Here is a 15,656-nt window from a genome sequence, read left to right on the forward strand (position 1 = left end):
GCCCTGCCGCTAAGATTGGTACCGGAGGGATCGTGCGCTGCAGCTGAAGTTGGTAGCGGAACGGCGCGAGCCGTCCGGTCTCACGCTGGGCTCCTCACAAACCGGAGGGCTTGCGCCCTGCCGCTAAGTTTGGTACCGGAGAGCTCGTGCGCTGCGGCTGAAATTGGTAGCGGAACGGCGCGAGCCGTCCGGTGTCACCCGAAGTTGCTTCCTTGACAAACCACTCGCCAACGAGCGGATTCAAAAGCCCCGGCGCCACCCAGCCAATTTAGAATTTACAATTGTCAATTTAACTTTTTCAATCGCCACGACCGATCTACAAGCTGACACCCGCTGACCAGATCTCTCTTCCAAACCGCACCAATCTGCCGATGGCCGCTAGGCCCGGTTGCGTCAAATAGCCGGTGCTAACGCACGTCAGCTAACAATCGCAAGCCGATCAGTGTGCCGGTTGAGCCAAGTGCTCGATGGCTCGTTGCAGCACATCGTCTTCCAATTCAGTGACCAATCGTCCGTTCTCATCCGGGCGAGCCGCGATGTAGGTCGGGGGCACGGACAAGTGCGGTTCGACACCGTTGCGGCTGATCGCTCGGCCGCTTGGTGAATAGAACTTCGCCGTCGTCAAACACAGCCCGAACTGGGCCGCTTGCATTCGGAAAATTCCCTGCACGCTGCCTTTGCCATAGCTCTTTTCGCCGACGACCGTTCCTCGGTTGGAATCGCGAATGGCACCCGAGAAGATCTCGCTGGCACTCGCACTGTTTCGGTCAATCAAAACCGCCAACGGAACATTCCACGTGTTGGCGCGGTGAGCCGAGTAATCAAAGTTTTCGCGAGCGTTGCGCCCACGGGTGGTCAGAATTCGACCGCTGTCGATGAACCGGTCCGCAACTTCCACCGACGCGGGCAACAACCCGCCAGGATTGTCTCGCAGGTCGATGATCAGCGAACGCATTCCTTGACGACTGAGTGCCCACAGTGCCTTCTCGACTTCAGCGGGCGTCGACTTCTGAAAGTTCGTCAGGCGGAAGTAGCCAATTTTGGCATCCGTGTCGACCAAGTGAATGTTTTCAACACATGGCACATCGACTCGGCGTCGTGCGACACTGATGGAACGCGGTTGTTGATCAACAGATGCGATCTCCAGCGACACCAGCGATCCCTCGGGACCACGCAGCAAATCGGCGACGTAGTCAGGGTCTCGGTCGGCGGCGGAAATCGCGTCCACTCCCATGATTCGATCACCAGCGACGATGCCGGCTTCATCGGCGGGACCACCCGGGATCACTGACAGAATTTTCAAACAGTCCTCGCCGGGTTTCAGCTCAACGCCGAGTCCGACAAAGTTGCCATCGATGGTGCTGAACATGTCGTCCAGTTGTCCGGGCGACAGCAAACGAGTGTACGTGTCCAGCGTCGACACCGCACCCGACACGAACTCTAGCACGGTCGCGGTTCCGCTCAAGCCGAGCTCTTGTTGAGCCATGGACGCGACTTGCGACACGGTGGCACGCAGATCGAATCGGCTTTGGGTGGACCGTTGACTGATCCGATGATGAATTTCCATCCGAAACTTTTCAATCTGTTCCGGTGTCGCATTGGGGAGCATCGTTTGTACGAACGTTTCATCATCGAGCGCGGTCTCCAGAGCCGCGGTTCCGTGCAGCAACACCCGTGACCACTCGATCGTGTCAACATAGTGTGTTTGCAAATTCGCCAAGATCTCACTGTACAGATCCAGAGACTGCGACGTCGTCATGTCACGCAGCGATCGCAAGTAAGTTTGATCTTGATAGCGGCGATTGACGTCAAATCGCAACCGGCTGATCAGCAGTCGTTGATACAGGATGCGGTCCTGCGGGAAACGGCGAGTTGCCGATTCGTAGTGGTCGATCGCGTCGCTCCACTGACCGGCATCTTCCAGTTCAATGCCGTCGGCCAACGCCCGGGCACGCTCTTGTTCTTCGAGTTTGCGTTCGGCATCGTTGGTGGGAGCGGATACGGAAGGGCCGCGGGAAGGCACGAAGCCTTGTGCAAACGCGGGCATTGAAGATCCGCCAACGGTGATCGCACCGACGACCAATGCAAACGTCCGCATGCGGCCAGCGACTCGTCGTCGACGAGCGTGCTTGGCAATCGCTTTGCCTTCGTTTGCTTGGTCCGCTTGCTTGTCAAAAGCAAGGCATCGATTGATCGTCGTTAACAGGTCCATGCGCCGATTCCATCGTGAGTGTCGTTGGAGGGGGATTGCTGGACGGGGTGAGTCCAAGCCCCACGGAAGACACTCCGAATCGTGGGGCTGAGCAAACTTAGGTCACAAAACGTGCCGGGTCAAAAAACCATGTCGATGAAATATCACCCTGTTTGCTCCAAACCGCACGACCCGGTGAACAAGCCGTCGGTTGTCGCGACGACAGAAAGTTTGCCGGTCAGGGCGTGTCTGTCGCTGGGATGACTCGTGCCGATCAGGCACGACTTTCATCGCGTGGTGCGCCTCCAGTGCGCAGAAAGAAACAACTTCACTCAATGTGATCACAGTACGGTGACCGAGTTGTTTCACGAGCAGGCTCGTGAAACATTTGCGACGTTCCTCATCGCCAGTTGTTTCTTGGCATCGCGATAAGAATAGGCACTGTCCCACACGCGGGCAAGCAATGGAGCCAGTCCGTCAATGAAGACTCGCCAACTTGGTTGCTCAGAAGCAACACAACCAATCCGTACGATGACCTTCCCAGGTCGTCGAGCTCGATGTTTTTTGGGGACTTCCCGAGAATGATGACCCACGCCGGTCAGGCCACGTTGTTCCGGCGATCGAGCTCCTTCTCAGCTTGGACGCCGCTCAGTCGCCAACCGCGTCGAGCTTTCGCGTGACCCACCCAGTTCTCCATCTTTTCGCAGGCTTGGATCCAGTCACGAAGCTGGTGGTCTGTCATGTCTGCGATCTTGCGGCCCCGAAGTGACTGCTGTGATTTTGAGAGAGGTTCGGCCATCGAGCAGCGTTCTCGCTATGGGAATCTGTTTGATCAGTTTCGGTGCAGTGACCAACTCGCAAACGCCACTTCCCTACAATTTTTCCTCGGTACTGAAAGCATAGACGATGCTCAGTCGATCAACAGCTATAGGGAGCACTGCAGGCAATTCGATCTTCCTTCTCTGTATTCGGATGAGCCGTTCATTCGCGGTTAAAACGCTCGCCCGCTCGCTGGCAAAATCATGGCACTCCAGCGCGATGTCGAAACAAAATCGTCAGAAGTGCTCTCTACCGTATGATTTCACAATTTGGAACAGCTTTCTGAAGGTTCTTGATCGCAGATTCTGAAACGTTTGTTTTGGTCAACTTCAACACTTTGATTCTCAATGGGAACGAGCCCTCCTCCTGCAACGCGATGAAGCGGAGGGCGTCGTCTGTGATGCGTGTATCGGATAGATCCAGTGTGTGGATATGCTGGTATCCGTCTTGGCCGTTTGAACGCAGGCCGCTGATGGAATAGATGTCACCGTCCTTCATTTTGGTGCCGGACATATCGACGTCGATCATCTTTTCGCCGCGCGGGATGACTTTACCGTGAAGTTGGGACACTCGGAGTGCTGGCGTGGGTAAGCATCCGGAAATGAATGCAGATAGAAGACCGAATATGGTTCCGAACCAAATGTGCTTGCAGCATCTCGAACGCGCATTCGCAATGAGCTCTGTCTTGTGCATGAAATGCTCTGTTTTGCAATTTGAGAAACGTTGTCCGTCAGCATCCAGGCAAGCAACGGTCGTTCGATTCGCAGGCTGAGAAGTGGGGATCAGCTGCGACAATGGCTTAACGACGGAGCCAATCTAATTCAGTGTGCCGGTTCAACCGATGACGGAGGCGGCGATGATGATGGAGACGCCGAGCACGATGGCGGCGACGACTATCGAGACGGCCAAGTTGTGTTCTTCACCGATCTCGTGCAGGATCGAGAAAGGTGTGAGCTTTTCCATCAGCACCAGACAGCCCATGAAGACAACGATTCCAACCACAGAGAACACGCAAGCAGCGATCAGATGCTGCAGCAGCAAATCCAGGCTCGTGCCAGTCGCGGGTACCGGATCCACCACGACGGAGTCGGATTGTGCCAAGCCACGTAGTTGATCAATCATGCTCTCTACCTTTTCGTTTGGTTTGGATTCGTTGGAGTGTTGTGTGTTGATTTGATGAGTGCCGCGTGTCGCTGCGATACACGTCGCGAGTGGGCCGGGTTTCGTTGGCTACTTTCCGCCGCCCCACGAACCACCGTAGGCCCGACCGCCGCCGCTGCTGCCCATGTTGTCGACAATCCCAAAGTTGATCGCTTGCCAACCTCGGAACGCGGCGACGGAATACCAGCAGCAAACGAGCACGCCGATGATCAAATAGATTCGTAGTATTTTCATCAGTCATCACTGCTGGCGTAGGGACTGAAGTCGCTGTCTTTCCAGCGGGAAACTTCGAAGTTGTGTATGAACACCAGGCAACCAATCGGAATCGCCGAAACAAACAGCAACCCGTAGAACAGCATCCAGCCGTCAGCGGACGGTGTTGCGGATGACGCCGAGCGATGGTTGCCGAGGTAAATGATGAACATGTAGAAGCAGAACCCAGCCCAGGCGAGCCAAACTCCAAAGGGGATTTTTGGCGAAGGTTGGATCACACCGACGCCCCATGGACGCGTCAGGTTCTCGACTCCGAATGCGGCCTCAATCTCCCTGGGCTTCATGTACGTCCCCAGAGACACAACACGTTCGTGTGTCCTGCCTTCAAAACTGTCTTCAATCGACAGCATTCTTGGCGGGGCAATGAAGTCCGCAGTCTCGACGCAGTTCCCTTGCTGAACCTTCCAATAGAACTCGCCGATCACGTGACGCACAATCGCCGTGGCCCGATCGTAGATGCGGAAAGAATCGCCGTCGTATCGAAGGCGAGTGGACAGAGGGTCCATCGCGTGTCCGGTGACGGGCTGGACGAATGACCAATGCCGATCGTTTTCAACCAACCATCGGAAGCCGACGCCGGGCGCGTAGAGCAGGTATTCCGTCCAAGGATACGTGGTGCCCGCATAACGAACGAAGCGAGCCATGATGCCGATGATGATGTACTCGGTGCCTTCGATGGTTCCTCGAATGCCGAGCGGCAACGACGTGTGCATCTCACGTTGTTCCAGCATCGTCAGCAATTTCAGCCGCCCATCATCGTTGGACAACAACGCACCGCAATGTTGGCAACCAACTCGCAATGTTTCCTTTGGTGCATGAAGGTCCAGCGAACCGCCACACTTTGGGCAATTCAAATGCAGCGATGCGACCGCGATCGTTCCTGATCCAGGATCAGGCTGCCAATCGGGAGTCGACAGGTTCAGTTTGTCTTTTGTGACCGTGCGGCCGATGTACGTGTGCTGCTCGCCTCGCGAATAATCGAAGGTCGCGAACCACGCTCCGCCATCGGGTTCAGGAGCACCGTGTAGATCCACGTAGCGATGGTCATCGTTGGGACGAAACTGCCAAGGGATTTCGCCTTGAGCAGATCTCGCTTTCGCGACGCCTAACTCAGCGACCGTCAAATCTTGTCCGCCGTAGTGAACGACCTGGCCCAGCGATAGCGAATCGAATTCCGGCAAGGGTGACTTCGATCGCACCGGCCGTTCAAACGTCAGGTGCAACTGGCCTTGAGCCTCGGCCAACCAAGCCATCTTGTCGCCCGGGAACCGCAGGTACCATTCGTCCCAAACTCCGCCTGCCGCATGGTCGTATTGAACACGGCCGATCACTTCGAAAGGCTTGCCGCGAAAAGATCCGGTGGAACCGAGTTGAACGACCGAGTCCGTCTCGACGAGATCGCTGACTTTGCCGTAGTCCTCGATGTCTTTGTCACCGCGAGCGACCGCGGTATGGCAAAATTCACAGACGCTGACCATCGAGTTCCCAAATCGGAATTCAACGGGAGCCCCACAGCCGGGACACGAAGCGCGGCGAACCTTCATTCGTCGACCTCGATGATTGCTTTCGGAATGTGTGCGGACGATGCGTTGCAGCAGTGTGTGTCTGAGGCTTCGTTGGTCTCCCAAGCTCCTCGACGAAGGTGTCGGACTCGCACGTTGGTCGCGTTCAAACGAGATTGCAATTGCGTCTGCCAATCCCACTCGGCGGTTTCTCGGCAGCAAACCAGATTGAACGTGGCAACGCCGTGTTCAGGATACGTGTGCACTGCCAAGTGCGATTCAGAAAGCAAATACAACGCGGTGACACCGTGTGGCGGCCCGAAGATATGCGACTGAGGTTCGCCGACCACTTTCAGCCCCAACGAATCGATCACGTCGTTGCAGATGGACTGGATCGTCGCCAATGACTGGAGTGATTTGGCGTCGCAGCCCGACGCATCGACGATCCATTGCCCACCGACGCTGATGGACGGCGCAGCGGCGGATCGATCGCTCGTCGTTTTCATCGTTGCGTTGGGGGGCGTTGCGGGCACTCAGTTCACTCCGTTGTCATCATTCCATCACGGTGGCCGTGAAAGTCAGTCGCCTGGATCAGTTCGCTGGCGGCGGTGGTGGAGGACTGCCAGCGGCCAGCATCGATGCCAACGCGGGAACGTCCTTGGCCATCAACCAGCCGCCCATGCCCGACGACCAAACCATCGATTCGGCTCCCATCTCGCCACTTCCGATTCCGGATCGGATTTGATCGGCCGAGAATGGACCGTGCGTCACGCCATCCTTTGCCACGTACCAAGCCGTTGCCGCGGGCGGTGGTGGAGGTCCGCCGGATCCAGCTGCTGCACCGGGATTCATTGCACCCGGGTTCATGGCTCCGGGCATCATCCGACCGGCCATTGCGACGCCGAGTCCCAGTCCCAAACCTTCGGCCGCGCCACCGCCGCCACCGTTTTCGGCGGCCGACGTCATCGCTTGGCCCATTTGGTATTGCTGGAACCGATTCATGTCGCCAATCACGCCCATGCTCGTTCGCGTGTCGAGGGCTTTCTCGACCGACTCGGGAAGCGAAATGTTGACGATGAAAAGCTGGGGGCAATCCAGTCCGTACTCGTCGTCGATCTTTTCAACGACACGTTCGCGAAGCTGAGCGGCGAGCTGCTCGTAGTTGCTGGCTAAATCCAACGCGGCGATTTGCGAGGAGCCAATCAGGTCCGCGAATGAGGATTGAATGATCGATCGCAACAAAACGTTGACGTCGTCGGCGCCAAACTCACCATCGGTACCGACGATCTCCAGCAACAATGCTTTGGGATCAACGGCACGCAAAGCGTAGGTTCCGAAAGCGCGAATCCGGATCGGACCGAACTCGGGATCTCGCAACATGATCGGATTGGGTGTGCCCCATTTCAGATCGGTCAGCTGGCGGGTGCTGACGAAGTAGACTTCGGCTTTGAACGGGCTGTCGAATCCGTACTTCCAACCTTGCAGCGTTGTCATGACGGGCATGTTGTCCGTCGTCAGTTGGTAATGCCCGGGTGGGTAGATATCGGCGATTTCGCCTTTGTAAACAAAGACGGCCGTTTGGCCCGGACGCACAATGAGTTGTGCTCCGTTCTTGATTTCGTTGTCATGCCGAGGGAATCGCCACACCAACGTGTGTTGTGTGTCATCGATCCATTCGATGATGTCAATCAACTCTGAACGAATCAGATCAAACAGTCCCACGTCGCATCTCCTGTGTACGGTCTTGAAATCGTTGCAAAGCCTAGGGTGGTTGGGGGGCAAGGTCAAACGGTGGTCAGGCCGAAACCCCAAACGGATTCAAGGAAGCGGAATTTTAGCGTTTCGGATCAATCCGGTGGCTCACCTGCATCAGTTCTTTCGCCTGGTCGATCACGCTCAACGCCAAACCCAAACGTTTTGTCCGGACCATCACGATCCAGGCCATCAGGCGGCAACGATCGAGATCCCAACCATTTGGGCTCCCGTCAGTAAATCAGGCTGGAACAATCCGCGTTCGGGGCGCTGTTTTCGATCGATTCATGCGGCCGCGTCACGTGCCGAGATACCACTTTCGGTTCGGTCACTGGCTCTATCCTACAACTGCAGGCGACACGGCCAGGTCGCACTGCCGATCAGGGCAAAATGCGAAGGCGGTTTGTAACAAATGTTGGCAGTGCGATAGATCGGAGGTTTGGTGCGGCGGCGAGAGAGCAGAGAGCCACGGATCGACGCGTTTTTCGGGGTAAATCGCGTTGTTTCACCGCGTGCGAATTCTCGATCGATTTCGTGAAAGGTATTCGGTCACGCTATAGAATCTGTTACAATGGACGTCGCTGCGGTTCGATATACGCCCCCTCCATGGACGGCTTGCTATCGTGTTTTGCAGTCCTGCCTCACACCATCCCACCTATCGCAACGATTGAGTCAATCGGCTTCGTGATTGGATTGCATCCAATTTTGCCGTCGATCGCTCAGCCTGCCTATGAAATCCGATTGCATCCTGCCGGGAACTCGCTGGACTCGCGTACTTTGTTCGTTCGCGGGCACGCTAGCGTTGTTGACGACCTCAACCATCCACGCTGACGAACCCGAGTCAGAGGTTTCGGCGAAGGCCGATTCCAAAATGGTCGAGCCGACCACCGATGATCTGACCGCTTGGGAGAACTCCGGTTTTCTGAAGTTGGAAGAGTTCTGCATCGATTGCCACAACGCGGACTATCAAGAAGCCGAAGTGGATCTGACGCTTCTCAGCACCGCCGAAAAGATTCGCGAAAACAGCGAGTTGGCAATGCATTCGATCAGCATGATTCGTTTCGGTGCGATGCCACCGGAAGATTCCGCGTTGCCAACGGTCGAAGAACGACGTCAACTCGCCGATCAACTCGACGATCTGGTTTATCACGCCACTTGTGACTTGCGTCCCAAACCCGGTCGCATCACCGCGCGTCGTTTGAACCGCGCCGAATACAACAACGCCATTCGCGACTTGTTCGGAATGGATCTTCGACCCGCCGATCAATTCCCCTCGGACGAAGTCGGTGGTGGCTTTGACAACAACGCTGATGTGTTGTCGCTGTCGACCATGCTGATGGAAAAATATTTGAAGGCCGGCGAATCGGTTGCTTCGACTGTCATCGTTGATCCCGCAACTCTGCCATCGCTCAACAAGACGTTCGCCGACCAAACCCTGCACACGATCGGCGAAGCAAAGTTGGCTTCGTTTGGCGAATGGTTCATTCGCGGCGACGGCATGGTGTGGTGCGAGGTCGATGTTCCCGTCGAAGGCGAGTACTACTTCGACATTCGTGGCGGCACGAACGTTCGTCGATCGGAACTGATCGCGGCGAAAGAGGAAGAGTCAGAAGAAAAGGACGCCGATTCGAAGGATGCCGATGCGAAAGACTCGGACGATAACCGCAAGGACCGAAAGCGAGATCGTAGGAGGGACGAAGACAAAGAAGAGCCCAAGGAAAGCGACAAAGTCAATCGTTGTGTGATGGTGCACAACGAAGAGGGACTGTTGCTTGAGATCCTCGATTTCAACTACCAGGAAAAGAGTGGCCCGACCGACGGTGAGTCGTTCCGAGCAACGCTCAAACCCGGCAAACACAGGTTCTTCTTTTCGCCGACCGATACCTGGATCGATGAGCTTCCCAAGTCAGAAGATCGCAAGGACCCATGGCGTATCGGCGAATCGGTTTCAGAACGTGTGAAAGCATTGACCGACGAGGAACTCGCCAAAACCGTGTTGCCCGCCGGTGAGAAGGTTGAAGTCTCGCGTCGGATTTCCGATGACGAGTTCAACTTCAAATTCAAGACCGTGTCGATCAAAGGTCCTGGGCCACAAAGCCGCAAGGATTTGCCCGCCACACAGTCGCAACTGATCATCCGATTGGCTCGCGAACGAAGCGATCATTGGGAAGACGTTTACAAGGCGGCCAAGGTAAATTTGGAACCGTTGATGCGTCGAGCTTTTCGCCGCGAAGTCAGCGAAGAAGAAGTCAAGCGGTACGCGACTTTGGTTGAAGCAGCCACGGACCGACGGGAGTCGTTCTATGTGGGCATGCAACAGGCCATCACTGCGATTCTGTGCTCGCCGAGTTTCTTGTTCCGTATCGAACTGCCCGAAACAGACGAAGCCCGCGAGTTGGCGGCGACCGGCGAAGCGGTTCCGTTGTCGTCGACTCAGCTGGCCAGCCGATTGTCGTTCTTCTTGTGGAGCAGCATTCCCGACAAGGAACTTTTGCAAGCCGCGAAAGAGAATCAGTTGGTCGACGAGGCCAAACGACGTCGTCACATTCACCGAATGTTGGATGATCCGAAATCGATGTCACTCGGCGAACAATTCGCCACTCAGTGGTTCGGGTTGGGCAACTTGAAGGCTCGCGACATGGCGGACTTCGGCGGCAACGAAGAAGGTCCCGCGATCACGGTCGATGACTTGGCCGGCGAGACTCACGCCTTGTTCGACCACGTGCTGAAGAACAATCTGCCAGTGACCGAATTGCTGACCGCTGACTACACGTTCGTCAACGAATCATTGGCGGACTGGTATGGCGTAAAACTTCCTGAATCCAAAGAAGTGGACGCTTTTCAAAAGGTGTCGCTGGCCGACGCGGGCCGACGCGGGATTTTGGGCCATGCCGGCGTGCTGACGCTAACCAGCTATCCGACTCGAAACTCACCGGTTCTACGCGGCAAATGGATTTTGGAAAACGTCCTCGGATCGCCTCCACCAGAAGCCCCGCCGAACGTGCCCGAATTGGAAGAAACACGTGCGGCCTCGGCTGACGCGACCCTTCGCGAACAGTTGGAATTGCATCGTGCCGATCCTGGTTGTGCCTCGTGTCACCGCGTGATGGACGCCCTCGGTTTTGGTTTGGAGACAATGGACCACCTCGGACGGCTTCGACCGCCCAGCGATCCATCGGTTGCCGACGCCAACGGAGAGCTTCCTGGCGGCCGTTCGTTCCGGGGGGCGATGGAATTGAGCGAAATGTTGGCCAGTACCGAAACACGACGTTTTGCTGACACGACCGTCCGCCGATTGTTATCCTTTGCTATTGGCCGCGAACTGCGTCCTGCCGATAGATGTTTTGTAGAAGCCATTTTGGATGAAGCTGAAGGCGAAGGTTACCGTTTGCGGGACCTCGTCGAAGGCGTCATCAACAGCCCTCCGTTTTTGACCACCAGCGTCCCCGCCTCCTGATCGTTCCTTCCTGCCTGCCCAAGGCTCCTCGCCTGAACTAAGGAAAGTCACATGAAAGACTCGATGAACGTCCCCAACGCTCCCAACCAGCCCAACTCGATCGTCCAAATCGGTTCGTCCCGTTTGAGTCGCCGCACGATGCTACGAGCTTCCGGGTTGGCTCTCGGATTGCCGTTGCTCGAAGCGATGACGCCAGCCGGTCGCAGCGCATACGCAGCCAAAGAAGCGTTGCAGATGACCGACGTTTCGCGTCCGGTTCGCATGGCATGCGTGTTCTTTCCCAACGGTGTGATTCAGCCAAAGTGGCGTCCCAAGGTGGACGGCGATAACTGGGAGATGGGCGAGACGCTCAAGCCTCTCGAAGCTTTCAAAGACAAACTGAACGTCATCTCGAACTTGGCTCACGAAAACGGACGAGCGGGCAAAGATGGTGCGGGTGACCACGCTCGTGGCGGTTCGACCTTCTTGACCGCGGCACGTCCGGTCAAAACGAGCAGCAACATTCGATTGGGAATTTCGCTCGACCAAGTCGCCGCAACCGCACTGGCCGGCCAAACTCGTTTGCCATCGATTGAACTTGGCTTGAACGGCAGCCGGAACGCTGGCAGTTGTGACTCCGGGTACAGCTGTGCTTACTCGTCAAACATTTCGTGGAAGAACGAAACGCAACCGATGCCAAAGGAAACCATTCCTCGGCTCGCGTTTGAGCGAATGTTCGGTTCCGGTGATGCAGCAATGGAACGCAAGCAACGATTGGCCCGAAAGAGCATCCTCGACGTTGTTCGTGGTGACGCAGAGCGGCTGATGAAACAGGTCGGCAAGACCGACAAACGCAAGCTGGATGAATACTTTACCAGCGTGCGTGAAATCGAGACTCGGATTGAGCAAACCGAAGCCGAAGATCGCAAGTCACTGCCCGATCTCGAAGTGCCGATGGGCCGTGTCACCGCATTCCGTGAGCACGCTCGTTTGATGTATGACTTGATGGTCGTTGGATTCCAAACCGATACGACCCGAGTCGCAACCTTCATGCTCGACACCGCGGGCGGCAATCGCACGTATCCCGAGATCGGTGTCAAGGAAGCTCACCACGGTTTGAGTCACCACCGTGACAAGACCGAGACGGTTGAGAAAATTCAAAAGATCGATCACTACTTGGTCGAACAGTTTGCTTACTTCCTCGAGCGACTGGATTCGGTCGAGGAAAGCGGCGGCACGCTGCTGGACAACTCGATGGTGCTGTACGGCAGTGGACTGGGCGACGGAAACCGTCACACCCACCATGATTTGCCAATCGTGCTGGCAGGCGGTGGCGGTGGTCAGATCAAGACCGGACGTTACCTGCAGGCAGCAGAAGAAACGCCGATGGCGAACTTGTTCCTCAGCATGCTCGATGTCGTCGGAACGCCCGCGGAAGAAATCGGCGACAGCACCGGCCGCCTGAGTCTGTCCTAACCGACGCCAGACTTCATCCAGATGCCCACGAGGCATCTCTGCCCGTAAGTTGGGCTTCCAAGCCCGATGATCCCCTCCTGGAAGCCCCGCCTGTCACGACGCAGGCGACTCTCTGCATCAAGCGGGCGAACTATCTCGCCCGCATCGACTATCACCGTCACGGGCTCTGATGATTGCTGGCAAGCGTCACTCAACGCAGCCCGCTGACTCGCATCGGGATTGTGTATACCGCATCTTTCGCGGTGATGAAGAGCTCACGGTGTCCTTCGCCGCCGAACGTCACGTTGGCCGTCCAGCCCTTTGGAACGGCAATCGTTTCGAGCTTGTTGCCGTCCGCACTGAAGATCGTCACACCAGCGCCGCCCGTCAGGTACAAGTTGCGTTGTTGATCCAGCGTCATTCCGTCGCTGCCCATTTGGCAGAACAGTTCGCGGTTGGTTAGCGAACCGTCTTCGGCGATATCGTAGCGATAGGTTTTCTTGTCGCCGATGTCCGCGATCCAAAGCTGGCGGTTCTCCGAGTCGCCGATGATGCCGTTCGGTTGAACCAAATCATCGACGACCTGCGTCAGCTCGCCGTCTTTGGAGAGTCGATAAACGCCGCGAGGGTTGTCAGACGGGATGGTGTGCTTCCAGTAAGGTCGCATGTAGAGAGGATCGGTGAAATAGATCGTTCCATTGGTGTCGACCCAGCAATCATTGGGGCCGCCGAAGCGACGACCGTCCACTGAGTCCACCAAGACCTTGTGTGACTTGTCGTTCAGGTTGATCGACCACATCTCGTTGTTGGCGTCGGCGCAAGCGATCAGCTTGTCAGGGGCGACAAAGAACAATCCGTTGCTGCGTCCGCAGGGCGACAACCAATCGGTCAGCTCGCCGGATTTCGCGTCGTAACGAACGATGCGATCGTTGGGTTGATCGGTGAAGTAGACGTTGCCGTCGTCGTCCGCGGTCGGTCCTTCGGTGAACTTGTACGACTCACCGATCAGCTTCAGCTCTGCTCCCGGCTGAATAACGGAAACTGGTTCTGCGGTTGCTGCGGCAGACGTAGTGTCATCCGCGAAAAGGCTGCAGCTCAGGATGGAAGACGAGGTGATTGCGACCCATGCCAATAGCCGCCGACGCATTGGATTCATCTGTTGATTCACTTTCGGGGACTGGAGGGACAATGTCCAATCGCGGCATCCAGTCCATTCCCGCGACGGTCAAAGAAACCATCGTAATCACAACGGCGGCGATCAAGTTGAGGAACAAGCCGTTGCGAGCCATCTCGTCGGTGCGGATGCCTCCCGCGCCGAAGACGATGACATTGGGGGCGGTGGCGACGGGCAGCATGAACGCGCAGGAGCAACTGATTGTTCCCGGCAGCATCAACAACTCGGGCGGCAGTCCTACTTCCAAAGACAACGCGGCCAAGATCGGCAGCAACAACATCGCGGTCGCGGTACTGCTGGTGATCTCAGTCAGGAACGTGACCAGCATGCAAATGGACAGGACGATCGCCCATGGTGGTGCTTCCTTTAGAAACGCGAGTTGTCGTCCAATCGAGACGCTCAATCCCGATTGATCAAACCCGGTGGCGAGCGCCATGCCGCCGCCGAACATGATCAAGATGCCCCAAGGAATTTTCGCGGCGGTGTCCCAATCCATCAATCGTTCTCCGTCGTTCAGTCCACTCGGACAAATGAACAGAAACAACGATGCGGCCAAAGCAATGGTCGCGTCACCAATCAGGGTACCGTCCCAAGGCAGCAATCCCGTCCAGCCACCAAGCGGGCTGGATCGAAAGACCCAAAGGAATGCCGTCACGGCAAACACGATCAACAAATAAACTTCATTGCGTGCGATGGAATCCATCGACGGCATCGAGACTGGGCGGACGTCATCGATCTTGCGAGTCAGCCACCACCAGATGATCGGCAGCATGATGATCGTGACTGGCAAACCGAACATCATCCAAGTTCCAAAGGGAACCTCGACGCCGAATTTCGATTCCATTTCGCCCATGAAAACAACGTTGGGCGGCGTTCCGATCGGAGTCGCCATGCCGCCGACGCTGGCCGAATAGGCAATCCCCAGCAGTAGCGGAACTCGGAGTTTGGGATCGTCGGCTTGCGAGAGAACCGCCAAGGCGATGGGCAACATCATCAGTGCGGTGGCGGAGTTGCTGATCCACATCGAAAGCGACGCGGTGGCAAGCATGAACCCCAAAACGAGTCGTTTCCCACCTCGACCGCCGACCAATTTGACCATGTTGATTGCGATTCGGCGGTGAGCCCCACTGCGTTCCATCGCGGCGGAAAGCAGAAACCCTCCCAACAACAGCAGGATCATCGTGTGCCCGTACGCTTCGGCCACCTCGCGGTGACTGACGACTCCCAGCGTTGGCAATGCCACGAACGGCAACAGCCCCACGACGGCGATGTGCAGGCATTCGAAGATCCACCACAACGCGCAAACAATCGCAACGCCGGCGCACATCGTGGCGGGAAGCGACAGCCCATTGAGATTCGCGAAATAGCAAATGACGAGAGCGACCAAAGGCGCTATCGGCAGCATCCAGCGGGAGATCTTATCGAAGTTCATCCATCCATCCGCACACCGAGGGTGAGCAGAAGGTTGGCATAGCGTTGTTGGTCACCGGTTTGGATCGTCAGCACATGGTCATCGGTGATGACGTGGTCGTAGAAGGACCATTTTTCGAGCGGTTGCAGTTCGACGCTGCTGCCGGCATCTTTGAATGACTTGCGGTACTCTTCCCAAACCGGTGGATCGCCATCGAGAGCGTAGGGGCCGTCGGCCTCGGTTTGCATGGTCATTGCGGCTTCCACTGGAATCGCCGATAGCAATGCTTTCAGAACTTGATCGCATGAAACCAAACCAGGGCTCAAGTTCAGGCTAACCAGTTTCGCGTTGGGGCCGCGTTTGTTCAGTGCTGGATAGTTGCCATCCGCGATCAAGATGGTGCTGTGGTGACCGGCAGCGGCACAGACCGCCGAGATTTCGGGGTGGATCAAGTTGGACAAAAGCATGGGGAGAGCCTCGGT

The 15,656-nt window shown here is 56.5% G+C and carries 13 protein-coding genes; 2 read left to right on the forward strand and 11 right to left on the reverse strand.

Annotation, left to right across the window (positions count from 1 at the left end; all coding sequences use genetic code 11):
* Nucleotides 1–439 precede the first annotated feature (439 nt).
* The 8 genes from RE6C_RS07125 to RE6C_RS07160 form a co-directional block, all read right to left on the reverse strand.
* Complete coding sequence (locus RE6C_RS07125) at nt 440–2,212, reverse strand: S41 family peptidase (RefSeq protein WP_008655164.1); 1,773 nt, start codon at nt 2,210–2,212, stop codon at nt 440–442.
* A 577-nt stretch (nt 2,213–2,789) separates the two neighbouring features.
* Entirely contained in the window at nt 2,790–2,933 is a 144-nt protein-coding gene (locus tag RE6C_RS07130) for a hypothetical protein (RefSeq protein ID WP_236615645.1), read from the reverse strand.
* A gap of 326 nt (nt 2,934–3,259) precedes the next feature.
* On the reverse strand, nt 3,260–3,580 hold the full coding sequence (locus RE6C_RS07135; RefSeq protein WP_008655169.1) for a hypothetical protein: 321 nt from the start codon (nt 3,578–3,580) through the stop codon (nt 3,260–3,262).
* Nucleotides 3,581–3,844: 264 nt separating this feature from the next.
* A complete protein-coding gene (locus tag RE6C_RS07140) occupies nt 3,845–4,132 on the reverse strand; it encodes a DUF350 domain-containing protein (RefSeq protein ID WP_008655170.1) in 288 nt (95 codons plus the stop codon).
* Nucleotides 4,133–4,240: 108 nt separating this feature from the next.
* Nucleotides 4,241–4,405: a hypothetical protein gene (locus RE6C_RS32415; protein ID WP_007328617.1), complete on the reverse strand. Its 165-nt coding sequence runs from the start codon at nt 4,403–4,405 to the stop codon at nt 4,241–4,243.
* Nucleotides 4,405–5,988: a DUF4178 domain-containing protein gene (locus RE6C_RS07150; RefSeq protein ID WP_008655172.1), complete on the reverse strand. Its 1,584-nt coding sequence runs from the start codon at nt 5,986–5,988 to the stop codon at nt 4,405–4,407. Before RE6C_RS07150 ends, RE6C_RS32415 begins: the two co-directional genes overlap by 1 nt.
* A complete protein-coding gene (locus RE6C_RS07155) occupies nt 5,985–6,479 on the reverse strand; it encodes an S-adenosylmethionine decarboxylase family protein (protein WP_236618006.1) in 495 nt (164 codons plus the stop codon). The genes RE6C_RS07150 and RE6C_RS07155 overlap by 4 nt, the downstream gene beginning before the upstream one ends.
* Before the next feature lie 58 nt (nt 6,480–6,537).
* A complete protein-coding gene (locus RE6C_RS07160) occupies nt 6,538–7,668 on the reverse strand; it encodes an SPFH domain-containing protein (RefSeq protein ID WP_008655174.1) in 1,131 nt (376 codons plus the stop codon).
* 760 nt (nt 7,669–8,428) lie between these two features.
* Here RE6C_RS07160 and RE6C_RS07170 point away from each other — a divergent pair.
* Together RE6C_RS07170 and RE6C_RS07175 are read left to right on the forward strand one after the other, a co-directional pair.
* On the forward strand, nt 8,429–11,155 hold the full coding sequence (locus RE6C_RS07170) for a DUF1592 domain-containing protein (protein WP_008655175.1): 2,727 nt from the start codon (nt 8,429–8,431) through the stop codon (nt 11,153–11,155).
* A gap of 51 nt (nt 11,156–11,206) precedes the next feature.
* The gene (locus RE6C_RS07175; RefSeq protein ID WP_008655176.1) at nt 11,207–12,610 is read left to right on the forward strand and encodes a DUF1552 domain-containing protein; all 1,404 of its coding nucleotides are present in this window, start codon (nt 11,207–11,209) and stop codon (nt 12,608–12,610) included.
* A 190-nt stretch (nt 12,611–12,800) separates the two neighbouring features.
* On the opposite strand, the gene RE6C_RS07180 is transcribed toward RE6C_RS07175, so the two are convergent.
* The 3 genes from RE6C_RS07180 to RE6C_RS07190 are packed head-to-tail and all read right to left on the reverse strand — an operon-like array spanning nt 12,801 to nt 15,641.
* Nucleotides 12,801–13,736, reverse strand: coding sequence for an SMP-30/gluconolactonase/LRE family protein (locus tag RE6C_RS07180; RefSeq protein WP_236618007.1), 936 nt, complete (start codon nt 13,734–13,736; stop codon nt 12,801–12,803).
* The gene (locus tag RE6C_RS07185) at nt 13,663–15,195 is read right to left on the reverse strand and encodes an SLC13 family permease (protein WP_173401773.1); all 1,533 of its coding nucleotides are present in this window, start codon (nt 15,193–15,195) and stop codon (nt 13,663–13,665) included. The genes RE6C_RS07180 and RE6C_RS07185 overlap by 74 nt, the downstream gene beginning before the upstream one ends.
* Nucleotides 15,192–15,641, reverse strand: coding sequence for an RbsD/FucU family protein (locus RE6C_RS07190; protein ID WP_008655179.1), 450 nt, complete (start codon nt 15,639–15,641; stop codon nt 15,192–15,194). The genes RE6C_RS07185 and RE6C_RS07190 overlap by 4 nt, the downstream gene beginning before the upstream one ends.
* Between the last annotated feature and the right edge of the window lie 15 nt (nt 15,642–15,656).

This window comes from Rhodopirellula europaea 6C (assembly GCF_000338295.1).
In the GTDB taxonomy this organism is placed as follows: Bacteria; Planctomycetota; Planctomycetia; order Pirellulales; family Pirellulaceae; genus Rhodopirellula; species Rhodopirellula europaea.

What these genes read in the sequence shown, in the direction of transcription:
- RE6C_RS07125 (WP_008655164.1), bottom strand. Translation starts at nt 2,212, where the DNA reads ATGGACCTGTTAACGACGATCAATCGATGCCTTGCTTTTGACAAGCAA.
- RE6C_RS07130 (WP_236615645.1), bottom strand. Translation starts at nt 2,933, where the DNA reads ATGACAGACCACCAGCTTCGTGACTGGATCCAAGCCTGCGAAAAGATG.
- RE6C_RS07140 (WP_008655170.1), bottom strand. Translation starts at nt 4,132, where the DNA reads ATGATTGATCAACTACGTGGCTTGGCACAATCCGACTCCGTCGTGGTG.
- RE6C_RS32415 (WP_007328617.1), bottom strand. Translation starts at nt 4,405, where the DNA reads ATGAAAATACTACGAATCTATTTGATCATCGGCGTGCTCGTTTGCTGC.
- RE6C_RS07150 (WP_008655172.1), bottom strand. Translation starts at nt 5,988, where the DNA reads ATGAAGGTTCGCCGCGCTTCGTGTCCCGGCTGTGGGGCTCCCGTTGAA.
- RE6C_RS07170 (WP_008655175.1), top strand. Translation starts at nt 8,429, where the DNA reads ATGAAATCCGATTGCATCCTGCCGGGAACTCGCTGGACTCGCGTACTT.
- RE6C_RS07175 (WP_008655176.1), top strand. Translation starts at nt 11,207, where the DNA reads ATGAAAGACTCGATGAACGTCCCCAACGCTCCCAACCAGCCCAACTCG.
- RE6C_RS07180 (WP_236618007.1), bottom strand. Translation starts at nt 13,736, where the DNA reads ATGCGTCGGCGGCTATTGGCATGGGTCGCAATCACCTCGTCTTCCATC.
- RE6C_RS07185 (WP_173401773.1), bottom strand. Translation starts at nt 15,195, where the DNA reads ATGAACTTCGATAAGATCTCCCGCTGGATGCTGCCGATAGCGCCTTTG.
- RE6C_RS07190 (WP_008655179.1), bottom strand. Translation starts at nt 15,641, where the DNA reads ATGCTTTTGTCCAACTTGATCCACCCCGAAATCTCGGCGGTCTGTGCC.